Annotated in this window: 9 protein-coding genes; 6 read left to right on the forward strand and 3 right to left on the reverse strand. The window is 58.9% G+C overall.

The genetic code is table 11. The features are described from left to right. Window positions 1-110 precede the first annotated feature (110 nt). The 4 genes from rfbB to rfbC are packed head-to-tail and all read left to right on the forward strand — an operon-like array spanning window position 111 to window position 3,576. Entirely contained in the window at window positions 111-1,193 is a 1,083-nt protein-coding gene (gene rfbB, locus ASC78_RS12380) for a dTDP-glucose 4,6-dehydratase (RefSeq protein WP_055801343.1), read from the forward strand. After that, window positions 1,190-2,080 (forward strand): dTDP-4-dehydrorhamnose reductase, encoded by an 891-nt coding sequence (gene rfbD, locus ASC78_RS12385; protein WP_055801346.1) that lies wholly within the window; start codon window positions 1,190-1,192, stop codon window positions 2,078-2,080. The genes rfbB and rfbD overlap by 4 nt, the downstream gene beginning before the upstream one ends. Window positions 2,081-2,128: 48 nt before the next feature. After that, complete coding sequence (rfbA, locus tag ASC78_RS12390; protein WP_055801351.1) at window positions 2,129-3,031, forward strand: glucose-1-phosphate thymidylyltransferase RfbA; 903 nt, start codon at window positions 2,129-2,131, stop codon at window positions 3,029-3,031. After that, entirely contained in the window at window positions 3,028-3,576 is a 549-nt protein-coding gene (gene rfbC, locus ASC78_RS12395; RefSeq protein ID WP_055801353.1) for a dTDP-4-dehydrorhamnose 3,5-epimerase, read from the forward strand. The genes rfbA and rfbC overlap by 4 nt, the downstream gene beginning before the upstream one ends. Window positions 3,577-3,630: 54 nt before the next feature. Here the strand turns inward: rfbC and ASC78_RS12400 are convergent, their stop codons facing one another. Then, on the reverse strand, window positions 3,631-4,953 hold the full coding sequence (locus tag ASC78_RS12400; RefSeq protein ID WP_162246098.1) for an FkbM family methyltransferase: 1,323 nt from the start codon (window positions 4,951-4,953) through the stop codon (window positions 3,631-3,633). 524 nt (window positions 4,954-5,477) lie between these two features. On the opposite strand from ASC78_RS12400, the gene ASC78_RS27035 reads away from it, so the two are divergent. Both ASC78_RS27035 and ASC78_RS12410 read left to right on the forward strand, forming a co-directional pair. Further along, on the forward strand, window positions 5,478-9,032 hold the full coding sequence (locus ASC78_RS27035) for a glycoside hydrolase family 99-like domain-containing protein (protein WP_157634438.1): 3,555 nt from the start codon (window positions 5,478-5,480) through the stop codon (window positions 9,030-9,032). Window positions 9,033-9,034: 2 nt separating this feature from the next. Beyond that, window positions 9,035-10,195, forward strand: a complete 1,161-nt coding sequence (locus ASC78_RS12410) for a glycosyltransferase family 4 protein (protein ID WP_055801359.1) — start codon at window positions 9,035-9,037, stop codon at window positions 10,193-10,195. A gap of 188 nt (window positions 10,196-10,383) precedes the next feature. Here the strand turns inward: ASC78_RS12410 and ASC78_RS12415 are convergent, their stop codons facing one another. After that, a complete protein-coding gene (locus tag ASC78_RS12415; RefSeq protein ID WP_055801362.1) occupies window positions 10,384-11,265 on the reverse strand; it encodes a GDP-mannose 4,6-dehydratase in 882 nt (293 codons plus the stop codon). After that, complete coding sequence (gene gmd, locus ASC78_RS12420; RefSeq protein ID WP_055801365.1) at window positions 11,262-12,299, reverse strand: GDP-mannose 4,6-dehydratase; 1,038 nt, start codon at window positions 12,297-12,299, stop codon at window positions 11,262-11,264. Before gmd ends, ASC78_RS12415 begins: the two co-directional genes overlap by 4 nt. Window positions 12,300-12,626: the final 327 nt, after the last annotated feature.

The raw sequence follows: 12,626 nt of genomic DNA on the forward strand, positions 1-12,626 counted from the left end.
GTAGGGCTAAGCGCCGAGCTGCTCACCCTCGATCTTGACAATTCTGTCCGATGGGATAATCGCCAGCAGACTCGCCATAGGGCGATTGTTCGACAACTTCGGGGGACTCAATGATTCTGGTAACCGGCGGCGCCGGCTTCATCGGCGCCAATTTCGTACTTGACTGGCTTGCGCAGAGCGACGAGCCGGTCTTGAATCTCGACAAACTCACCTACGCCGGCAACCTCGAGACGCTCGCCTCGCTCAAAGGCAACACGAACCACATCTTCGTGCAGGGCGACATCGGCGATAGCGCACTGGTCGACCGCCTTCTGGCTGAACACAAACCGCGCGCGATCGTGAACTTTGCCGCGGAATCGCACGTCGATCGTTCCATCCACGGCCCCGAAGATTTTGTGCAGACCAACGTGCTTGGCACCTTCCGCCTGCTCGAGTCGGTGCGCGGCTACTGGAGCGCATTGCCAGCCGAACAGAAGTCCGCCTTCCGCTTCCTGCACGTGTCGACCGACGAGGTCTACGGTTCGCTCTCCAAGACCGATCCGGCGTTCACTGAAGAGAACAAGTACGAGCCCAACAGCCCCTACTCGGCCAGCAAGGCTGCCAGCGACCACCTCGTGCGTGCATGGCACCACACCTATGGCCTGCCTGTGGTCACCACCAACTGCTCGAACAACTACGGGCCGTTCCACTTTCCTGAGAAGCTCATCCCGCTGATGATCGTCAACGCACTGGCCGGCAAGCCGCTGCCCGTGTATGGCGACGGCATGCAGGTGCGCGACTGGCTCTACGTGAAGGACCACTGCAGCGCCATCCGCCGCGTGCTCGAGGGCGGCAAGCTCGGCGAGACCTACAACGTCGGCGGCTGGAACGAGAAGCCCAACATCGAGATCGTCAACACCGTGTGCGCCTTGCTCGACGAACTGCGCCCGCGCGCCGACGGCAAGCCTTACAAGGAGCAGATCAGCTACGTCACCGATCGGCCGGGCCACGACCGCCGCTACGCCATCGACGCGCGCAAGCTCGAACGCGAACTCGGCTGGAAGCCCGCCGAAACCTTCGACAGCGGCATCCGCAAGACCGTCGAGTGGTACCTTGCCAACGCCGAATGGGTGCGCAACGTGCAAAGCGGCGCGTACCGCGAATGGGTCGAGAAGCAATACGACGCCGCGCCCGCGGCCAAGGCCGCGGCATGAAGTTGCTGCTGCTGGGCAAGGGCGGACAGGTCGGCTGGGAGCTGCAGCGCAGCCTCGCACCCCTGGGCGAACTGGTGGCGCTCGATTTCGACAGCACCGACTTTCACGCCGACTTCAGCCGCCCCGAGCAACTGGCCGAGACCGTGTTGAAGGTGCGTCCCGACGTCATCGTCAACGCCGCAGCGCACACCGCTGTCGACAAGGCCGAGAGCGAGGCCGAGTTTGCGCGCAAGCTCAACGCGACCTCGCCCGGCGTGGTGGCCGAGGCCGCGCAGCAGATCGGCGCGCTCATGGTGCACTACTCCACCGACTATGTGTTCGACGGCAGCGGCAGCAAGCCCTGGAAAGAAGACGACGCCACCGGCCCCCTCAGCGTGTACGGCCGTACCAAGCTCGAAGGCGAACAACTGGTGGCCAAGCACTGCGCCAAACACCTGATCTTTCGCACCAGCTGGGTGTATGCCGCGCGCGGCGGCAACTTTGCCAAGACCATGCTTCGCATCGCAAAGGAGCGCGACCGCTTGACCGTCATCGACGACCAGTTCGGCGCGCCCACTGGAGCCGAATTGCTGGCCGACGTCACGGCACACGCCATCCGCGCCACCTTGCAAGACCCGGCCAAGGCCGGGCTCTATCACGCAGTGGCTGGCGGCGAGACCACCTGGTGCGGCTATGCACGCTTCGTGCTCGAACAGGCGCAGCTGGCCGGCGCCCAACTGAAGGCCGGCCCCGCTGAAGTCGATGCCGTGCCCACCAGCGCCTTTCCCACCCCTGCAACCCGCCCCGCCAACTCGCGCCTCGACACCCGCAAGCTGCAATCCACCTTCGGCTTGGTGCTGCCCCCTTGGCAGCAGGGCGTGGCCCGCATGCTGCGCGAAACCCTCTAATTACGCCGAGCGCGGCAAAGCAAAGAAAGCAAGGAGAGAAATAAAACAATGACCACCAAGACCACGACGAAACGCAAAGGCATCATCCTCGCTGGCGGATCGGGCACGCGCCTGCACCCCGCAACGCTCGCGCTCAGCAAGCAGCTGCTGCCGGTGTACGACAAACCGATGATCTACTACCCGCTCAGCACGCTGATGCTCGGCGGCATGCGTGACATCCTGATCATCAGCACCCCGCAGGACACGCCGCGCTTCCAGCAACTGCTGGGCGATGGCAGCCAGTGGGGCATCAGCCTGCAATATGCGGTGCAGCCGAGCCCCGATGGCCTGGCACAGGCCTTCATCATCGGCGACAAATTCGTAGGAAATTCGCCGAGCGCGCTGGTGCTGGGCGACAACATCTTCTACGGCCACGATTTCGCGCATTTGCTTGCCGATGCCGATTCGAAGTCTTCGGGTGCCACGGTGTTTGCCTACCACGTGCACGATCCTGAGCGCTACGGCGTGGTGGCCTTCGATGCCGAGGGCAAGGCCAGCAGCATCGAGGAAAAGCCGGCCCAGCCCAAAAGCAGCTATGCGGTCACTGGCCTCTACTTCTACGACAACCAGGTGGTCGACATTGCCAAGGCAGTGAAGCCCAGCGCGCGCGGCGAGTTGGAGATCACGGCCGTCAACCAGGCTTACCTGGATCTCAACCAGCTGAACGTGCAGATCATGCAGCGCGGCTATGCCTGGCTCGATACCGGCACGCATGAAAGCCTGCTGGAAGCGGGGCAGTTCATCGCAACGCTGGAGCACCGGCAGGGGCTGAAGATCGCTTGTCCGGAAGAAATCGCGTGGCGACATGGCTTCATCGACCGGGAACAGTTGGCAAGGCTTGCGGCTCCGCTGCAGAAGAATGGCTACGGCAAGTACTTGAACCATCTGCTGGCCGAGGAGGTGCGCTCGTGAAGGCAACGCCCACCGCAATTCCCGAGGTGCTGATCATCGAGCCGAAGGTCTTCGGCGATGCGCGCGGTTTTTTCTATGAAAGCTTCAACGGCAGGGCGTTCGACGAGGCTGTTGGGCGGCATGTCGAGTTCGTGCAAGACAACCATTCACGATCGGTGAAGGGGGTGCTTCGGGGCCTGCACTATCAAGTGCAGCAGCCGCAAGGGAAGCTTGTGCGAGCTGTGCGCGGCTCGGTGTTTGATGTGGCGGTCGACATCCGCAGATCGTCGCCCACCTTCGGCAAATGGGTTGGCGTCGAGTTGACCGAAGAAAATCATAAGCAGCTCTGGGTGCCGGCCGGATTCGCGCACGCGTTTCTGGTGCTCAGCGAGACTGCGGATTTTCTCTACAAGACCACCGAGTATTACGCGCCAGCGCACGAACGTTGCATCGCATGGAACGACGCGGACGTGGGTATCGAGTGGCCGGAAATCGGAATGGCCCCCCTGTTGTCTGCGAAGGATCAGGCCGGTGTTTCGTTGAGCAAAGCCGACACATTTGAATGAAGTGGACGCAGACCTTCCTCTGCTGCACTGTCAAGACTGCTTGGCTGTTAGAAATCAGCGAGTAGTGAAACGATTCAGTACAGACCGCACATGATGGCTCACATATCGTAATGGCGCGGTGAATTTCCATGAGCGGCTGCCACGAAGCAATGCCAACGCAGCAAGATTCGCCTTATTTTCGCTGTTCAGCGCGTCCAGGTGTTCGTTTGCTTGCGTGAGTTGGCGGTCGATGTGATCCTTCATCGCAGACTCTTGTGCGAGTTGTGCGAGCAGCGTATCAATCTTGTTTTTTTCGGCGTCAAATCTTAGCTGCAGAGCATTCAGTTCGCCTTTTAATCTGTCGCGGCTCTGAGAGTTTGCCCTTGCAGCTTCTTCGGCGGCCCCCATTGTCGCCGCATGCGAGGCATTGGCTGCTTGCAGTTGAGATTGAAGATCCGAAACTTCGTTCTGGAGCTGTTTTTGCGCCTCGGTTGCAGCTTGCGCGGCTGGCGAGGGATACAACAAGCCTGGCCCCTTTTGCCTGTTCGCGAATTTCAAGACTTCATGGGGATATTGCGGCTTATGAAGAAGCAAAGCGGCGATATCGTCCGCGTTGTCGATGGCGAATACGCGTGGCAAATTGGGGGGAAGTGCACGCTCGGCCGGCAGCAGGAGAAGATTGAGTTCCTTGCCACCATCGAAGATGCTTCGAGTTTCACCATTGAAGTTGTCTGGATTGAACGCATCGGTCAGGTGCCCAAAGCATTCGTATCCGTTGGACTGGCACCAATTGAGGATCTTGATTCCGGCGCTGATGGAGTTGGCCTCGGCAAATATCGCGGGCTTGAGAGATGCGATGGTTTTTTGCGCGCCTTCGAGCACCTGCCTTTCCATTCCCTCGACGTCGATCTTCATCAAGTCGACGGCAGGAAGAAGCAAGCTGTCAACCGTAATAAGCGGCACCTCGTATTCCGAACCGGAGCCGCCATCGTCTTCAAGTGCGAGCCCTGCAAAGTTTGTTAATGCACCCGGCTGGAGACGGTGCAGTTCGATGGTTGACATCGCGTCAGCGACTCCTTCTTGGCGGAGCCGAACATTCATTCGGTGATTGTCCCGGATATTCCTGGACAGCAGCTCAAATGCTTCCGCGCGGGGCTCGAACGCAATTACAGTGCCGTAGCCGCCTGCCAGCGAGGAGAACGCAAGCGTATGCGTTCCGATAAAGGCGCCTATGTCAAGAACCGTCGAACCTGGCGCAATAAAAAATGCAAGGAAATCGATCTCGCGCTGGGCCCATTCGCCATATAGCGCGAGGGATTCCGAGACGACGGAATCCCGTCCGAGCAGATGCATCTGGCCATATCTCGTGCTAACAATGTGGGATTCATTTGTAATCATGTGCACCATCTTTTGATTTAGGTCAAAAAAGCTTACCGACTGTGGCAAGTGTATTGCGAATCTTGATCAGCGAAATGCCTCCGGTGGTCATGTTACGCATGCACATTAGCCTGGAAAAATGTGACAAACCTCGTGCATTCGATCTTGAAGATGGTTTGGCTCCCTGGAGGGGAGGGGGCGTCTGTTATGATGACTGCGCTTCGGGGCGGTAGTTTAACTGTCCAACGTACAGTAGTCCGAGCTGTCAAAGCCTGGTTCTTTCCATGTCTACGCGCGCAGGAGACCGGCCCAAGGCAAGTTTGAAAATTGATTGGATGGCCTGAATCGATGGCTTGTGCGGCAGGTTGAACCATTCTTTCCAGCATTGTTCTCTGAGTGAAGGAATTGAATGGGGCGCGAAATTTATTATTCAACCGAAGATATGTGCGCGTCGTAAAACCGGCTTGAAAAATTGTTGTCTGCAATTATAACCCATTCACACACGAAGTGCTGAGTTGCAAGGATCGGCTTGCGGGCTGAAGAACATGAAGAATTTCCATTGGTACCGCCGTTTGAAATCGATTTGCGGTCGGGTAATCGGCCGAATGAGAATTGGTGGTATTTCCGAGCGCCAAAATGTATTGAGGGACCCACATCCACTGTTTAATGCAGGGTGGTATATCGGCCGTAACCCAGATGTGATGAAGGCCGGGTTCAACCCCATGCGCCACTTTCTGCGGTTCGGCTGGAAAGAAGGTCGGAACCCGCATCCTATGTTTAATGCACGGTGGTATCTGGCGCGCAATCCTGATGTTGCAAAGGCGGGTCGGAACCCGCTACTCCACTATCTCGATCCCGGCTGGAAGGAAGGGCGGAATCCGCACCCGCTGTTCAATGCAGGGTGGTATCTCATGCGGAATCCTGACGTAGCCCAAGCCGGCTGGAACCCGCTGCTCCACTACCTCGATCTCGGGTGGAAAGAAGGACGGAATCCTCATCCTCTATTCGATGCATGGTGGTATCTGTCACGTTATCCTGACGTTGCCCAGGCTGGTTGGAACCCGCTGCTTCACTACATCGATCTCGGGTGGAAGGAAGGACGGGATCCGCATCCGCTGTTTAGTACGACTTGGTACCTGGGTCGGTACGTCGATGTGAAGGCGGCGGACCAAAACCCGTTAATGCACTACGCGCTGTTCGGTGCAGCCGAGCACAGAATTCCGCATCCAGCTTTTGACCCCGAATGGTACTGCGCGGCCTACGGAGATGTCGCCGAAGGCGTGGACCCGCTGATTCATTTTCTCGAGCATCGGCACGACGCTGTGCGGAACCCATGTCCGTCGATCGACCTAGTAAACCACGCGCGGAAGTTCCCGTCAGCCAAGGCGGACAAAGTCCATGAAGTCGCTCATTACCTGGCGCAGGAAAACAGCTGCATTGAAAATTCGTCGAGCGATCAATGGGGAGAAACACATCCGCTTTTCGACGCGGAGTGGTACAGCAGACGCAATTCAGAGGTCTTAAAGAACGGCCTCAATCCGATGCGCCACTTTTTGCGGATTGGCTGGAAAGAAGGGCTCAATCCGCACCCGCTGTTCGACGTGGCGTGGTATCTGGCGCGCAATCCCGACGTTGCCGAGGCTGGCTTGAACCCGCTGGCCCACTATGTGGATCTCGGTTGGAAGGAAGGACGGGATCCGCATCCGCTGTTCAGCACGACGTGGTACCTGGATCAATACCTCGATGTGAAGGCCGCAGGCCGCAACCCATTGCTGCACTACGTGCTGTTCGGTGCGCGCGAGCGCAGGATGCCGCACCCGAGCTTCGATCCGGACTGGTACTGCGCAACCTACGGAGACGTTGCTGAGGGCGCCGACCCCCTTGCTCATTTCATCGAGCGTCGACACGAGGCTCTAAGGAATCCATGCTTGTCGATCAATCTCGTTGAGCACGCGCGGGAGTTCCCGGCCGCCAAAGCCGACAAGGTCCATGAACTCGCGCACTTTTTGGTGCAGGAAAGCTCTTACGCAGTGGAGGGTGACTACACCGAGGCGTTCGCCAAAGACGGCATTCCGCGCGCCCGAATGCACGAAGGTTTGGCGCGTGTCGCAAATGGAAAGTGGGAGTGGACCCGCTACGGCGCAATGCGGGCGAGACTCGCGCAGGCCGAAAAGCGGCGCGCGGAACAGTACCCGCGCGCCAAGACATCTATTCCACTCCCCGTCGGGAACGAATTCGAGATCGATGCGGCCAAAATCGTGATTCCCACGTTCGAGTGCCCGCTCGTCTCGATCGTGATTCCTGTCTACAACAAGCCTGCATTGACGCTGACCTGCCTTCGGGCCATCGTTGAAAGCAACTGTCAAACTCCCTACGAGGTTATCGTTGCGGATGATGCCTCGGTCGACCCCGATTGCCTCGAACTCGCCCACATTTCGGGCCTGACATTCCTTCGGTCGGAACAAAACCTCGGATTCGGCGGCAATTGCAATAAGGCAGCGGCAACCGCACGCAGCAGGTTCGTGCTGTTCCTGAATAACGATACGCTGGTCCAGGAGGGCTTTCTGGACGCCATGGTGGCTGCTTACGAAGCTGGTGTCGGCATCGTGGGTCCGCAGGTGCTCTATCCGTCCGGTCTGCTCCAGGAAGCGGGTGGCCGGATTCGGGTGGACTGTTCACCTGCCCTCGTTGGACATGGCGCCAGCCCCGAGGATCCGAGATTCGGCTACCGTCGGGACGTGGAGTACATCTCCGGCGCATGCCTGCTGATCGAGCGGGCACTGTTCGATGCGTTGGGGGGCTTTGATCCCCTTTTCTACCCTGCCTACTACGAAGACGTGGATCTGTGCTTCCGCGTTCGCGACCGCGGGCTTCGCGTGGTCTATGAACCGAAGGCACGCATCGTTCACTTCATGAGCGAAACGATGTCGTCGCTGTCACCGGCATACAAGTATGCGCAATCGGCCCGCGGTGCGCAGAACTTCTCAGAGAGATGGCAGGCCCAATTGGAGGCCAACAATGCCGTGAAGGCCATTGCCTTCTATCTTCCGCAATACCACATGATCCCGGAGAACGACTTGTGGTGGGCGCCAGGCTTCACAGAGTGGACGAACGTATCCAAGGCAAAACCGAACTATCCTGGGCACGATCAGCCGCGCCTACCCGCCGACCTTGGGCACTACGACCTTGCCAGCTCCAAGAGTATTCGCAAGCAGATCGAGCTTGCCATGCAATACGGACTGCATGGCTTCTGCTTTTACTACTACTGGTTCAATGGCCGCCGCATTCTAGAGGCGCCGCTGGAACTGTATCTTGAGGACAGGTCGTTGGATTTCCCGTTCTGCCTTTGCTGGGCCAACGAGAACTGGAGCAGGCGATGGGACGGGCGCGATCAGGATCTTCTTCTGAAGCAGGAATACTCGACTGAGGACGACAAGGCGCTCATCCAAGACCTCATGCGATTCATGCGAGACGAGCGCTACATCCGGGTAGAAGGCAAGCCGCTGGTGATCGTCTATCGCTGGGATCTGCTCCCTTCAATCGCCGACACAGTGCAGGTCTGGCGCGAGGAGTGCAGGCGCTTGGGAATCGGAGAGATTTTCGTCGCGAGTGTGGATTCGTTTGATCTGGCCTGGAAGCTCAAGAACGTGGCGGACTTCGGGCTCGATGCGAGCATTGGCTTCCCGCCCCACAACATGGGCTCGCCTGTGACCAAGACACCGTCGGCGGTCAGTCCAAATTTCACGGGAACCATCGACGACTACGAGACCGTGGGCACGCGCTATGCCACCGAATTGCCCTTGCGGCCATTCACCCATTTCCCGGGCGTGCTGCCGGGATGGGACAACACGCCGCGCAGACAGGATGCGCCCTTCATCCTGAGCGATCCCAGTCCCGGTGCATTCCGTGCCTGGCTGGAACATGCACTGGAATTCTCCCGCGACTTCAACGTACCGGAGCGCAGAATGGTCTTCATCAACGCTTGGAACGAGTGGGGGGAAGGCGCCTACTTGGAGCCGGACCAGCGCTACGGCCATGCCTATTTGACCGCCCTGCGCGACGCGCTCGAATCACACAAATATCTGAAGAGGAACGGATGAGCATGGCGGCAAATGACCACTCCAGCAAGCCTGAGTGCCTGATCGTCGGCCACCCCTATGCGGCGATCGGAATGGGAGCCCACTGCAGGGGCATCGTGCGCTCGCTTGCGGCTGCGCACGGGAACTTTTCGGTGCACGACGTTTATAAGTTCACAAAGCCGATGCCACGGGAAGCGCGCGAGTTCGGTCCTCTGCTCACTGAGCAATTCTCCGCCCCTGTCCGGCTCTTCTGCATCAATGGAGATGAAGTCGATGCCGTGATCCGGACGATCGAGCAAAAGTACGAGGGGGCGTTCTCCAACGGCTACAACATCATCTATCCAATGTGGGAACTACCCAGATATCCACAGGAGTGGGCGCGTCAGCTCGAACGGTTCGACGAAGTGTGGTCACCATCGCTTCATGTCGATGTTGCGTTGCGCGGGGCTGTCAAGCGGCCGGTCTTCCATATGCCCATCGCCGTCGAGCCGCGGGTTCAAGAATTCTTCGGCCGCAAATACTTCGGTATTCCGGAGTCGCGCTATGCGGTGCTCTTTTTCTTCGATGCACTTTCTTATGCAAGCCGCAAGAATCCGTGGGCTGCAGTCGATGTCTTTAAGCGCGTGCTTGCACAGAGGCCCCTGGCCAAGCTGCAACTGGTCCTGAAGATCAACAACTCAGCTCGAGATGCCCAGTCGCTGCAAAAGCTGAAGGAAGAAATCGAGCCCATCCGCGATCGGGTCACGTTGATTGACAAGACGATGACCGAAGAAGAGGTCAGGAGCCTTGTCCGGGTCTGCGATTCTTTCCTCTCGCTGCATCGCGCCGAAGGCTTTGGCCTCGGGCCCGCCGAAGCCATGTTTTTTGACAAGCCTGTCATCGTGACGGCATGGTCCGGAAACATGGACTACATGTCGACGGACAACTCGCTGGGTGTTCGCTACAACCTGGTGCCGCTGACTGACGGCGACTATCCGTATTGGCAGGACCAAGTGTGGGCAGACGCTGACCCGGAGGACGCCGCTGAGAAGGTGCTAATGCTTTTCGAGAATCCGGAATTCGGTCGGCAGCTGGGTAAGCGTGCCGGCATTCACATGCGCACGCATTTTTCGCATCGCAGGCAAGGTTTGCGCTATCGCGAGCAGCTGCATCGAATCGCATCGACGCACTTGCAAAAGCGCTGAGCACGGGCTGCGGCACGGCTAGGAGACTGACTCAGCGCACGCGGCTCAGAGGGACGATGCGTGCGTCCCTTGGTCGGGCGGCAAAGCGCTGTGCCGGCTGGATAGGATCCGCGGTGGTTCCGCCGAGCAGGCGCAACACTGCGCGTCTCAGATTTCACTAGATTCTGACTTGACAGGCAGGGCCAGCTCTACGTCTTCAGTACGCTGATCGCCGCCGCAGCCAGCATGGATTGCAGAGTGTCTTCAAGACTTGGCGCCTCGAGCGTGCTGCCGTGGCGTGCTAGCAGTGCATCGAGCTTGGCCGGATCGCCGCAGAGCCTGTGCACTTCGTTCGCTCTCACGAAGGCCGGGTTGATCTCGATGCGCGGCGTATGGGCCGTCATGCGAATGAAGGCGTCCAGTATGTGGCGAAGCGTGTGTGGACGGCCGGTACAGATGTTGTAGCTTTCACCTGATTCTCCGTGGGCAAGGAGTTCGAGGTATGCATCGCAAAGCATTCGCACGTCGTTGAATTCGCGTTCCACTTCGAGATTGCCGAGCTCGATGGATCGCGCGCGCTGCGCGAAGTGGAGCGCGAGCTTGGGGATCAGAAAGCTCGGGCTCTGTCCAGGGCCTGTGTAGTTGAACGGCCGCGCAATGACCAGGTTTAGGCGCCCGTCGTAGGTCCGCGCCATGTATTCCATAGCGAGCTTACTCATGGCGTAATGGTTGACGGGTGCGGGCGGCTGCGTTTCGCTGATCGGCGATGCTTCCGTATTGCCGTAGATGTTGGCGCTGCTGGCCAGAAGCACGCGTTGGGGCCGAGCGGGCAGCCTTGCGAGTGCATCGAGCAAGTTCGTGGTGCCGACCACATTGACGGCGTAGAACGCCGTTTCGTCCGCATGCCCGACGAAGCTGATTGCCGCCAAATGGACCACTGCGTCAGGCGCAACTTCCAGCACCTCCCGGCGAAGCGCCTCGTCTTCCATCAGGTCGGACCGCAGCGGGATGACCGAGTGCCCCTTAGCGGATGCCCGTTCAATGAAATGCCGGCCGGTAAAACCCTCGGCACCGGTGAGCAGGATTCTCAAAACGAGAAGCCTTGGCGATTCCGCCGCAGGTCTGCTTCAACCATCATCTGGCAAAGTTCCTCGAGCGTGGTCTTCGGTTCCCAGCCGAGTTGGGTCTTGGCCTTGGCCGGGTTCCCAATCAACAGTTCGACTTCTGCAGGACGATGGAACTTGGGGTTAATTCGCATGACGGTCTTGCCGGTGGCGATGTCTACGGCCGATTCGCCCTCTCCACTGCCCTTGAAGTCCACGGCAATGTCCGCGCCCTTGAACGCCATGCGCACGAAGTCGCGAACGGTTTCGGTGCGGTTGGTCGCCAGCACGTATGTGTCTGGCGTGGCGACCTGAAGCATGCGCCACATGCCCTCGACGTATTCCTTTGCAAAGCCCCAATCCCGCTTGGCGTCGAGGTTTCCGAGCTCCAGCACGTCCAGCTTGCCAAGCTTGATCTTGGCGACGCCGTCGGTGATCTTCCGCGTCACGAATTCGCGGCCGCGCAGTGGGCTTTCGTGGTTGAAGAGAATGCCGCTGCAGCCAAAGATGTCGTAGCTCTCGCGGTAGTTGATGGTCATCCAGTGGGCATAAAGCTTGGCAACGCCGTAGGGGCTGCGCGGATAGAAGGGTGTGTCCTCCACCTGCGGAATGGCCTGCACCTTGCCAAACATCTCGGAGGTCGACGCTTGGTAGAAGCGAATCTTCGGGTTGACGAGGCGAATGGCTTCCAACAGGTGCAGGGCGCCAACGCCGGTGATCTGAGCGGTCGCCACGGGTTGATTGAAGCTCACCCCAACGAAGCTCTGGGCCGCGAGGTTGTAGACCTCGACGGGTTCAGCTTGGCGGAGCAGTTCGATCGAACTTCCCAGATCGGTCAGGTCGTACTCCACCAGGTGCAGGTCGGGGTTGTTCTGAATTCCAAGTTCCTCAATGCGCCAGAAATTTACTGAACTGGTGCGCCGATAGGTGCCATAGACGACGTAACCCTTGGCAAGCAGCAACTCGGCGAGGTAAGCGCCATCCTGGCCCGTGATGCCCGTGACAACGGCATGTTTTTTCATGAGAACCTTCTCTGTATTGTCTAAATATTCGCCTGCGCGGCGGATCGAGCCATCCTTGGGGGGCCTGGAACGGTCAACCGGTCGAAGTCGGGATTCTGCCAAATCGGCGGGCGGCGCCCCCGGCATATTCCGTTACGTAACTTTCCCGGGTGGACGTACGCCAGGCGTTACGCGATCAGCGGCGGGCAATCTCGGTCTTATCCAAGTGAAGCGGGGAAGATAAGACGCGAGAAAGTGCAACATTGTTGAAGGGTGGTGTGGTTGAAGCCCAACAGTTCATGGGGATAATAAATGTGCTGAGCGTGGACGTACCGACCCAGGCATGTC

The sequence above is a fragment of the Variovorax sp. Root318D1 genome (assembly GCF_001424835.1).
Lineage (GTDB): Bacteria > Pseudomonadota > Gammaproteobacteria > Burkholderiales > Burkholderiaceae_C > Variovorax.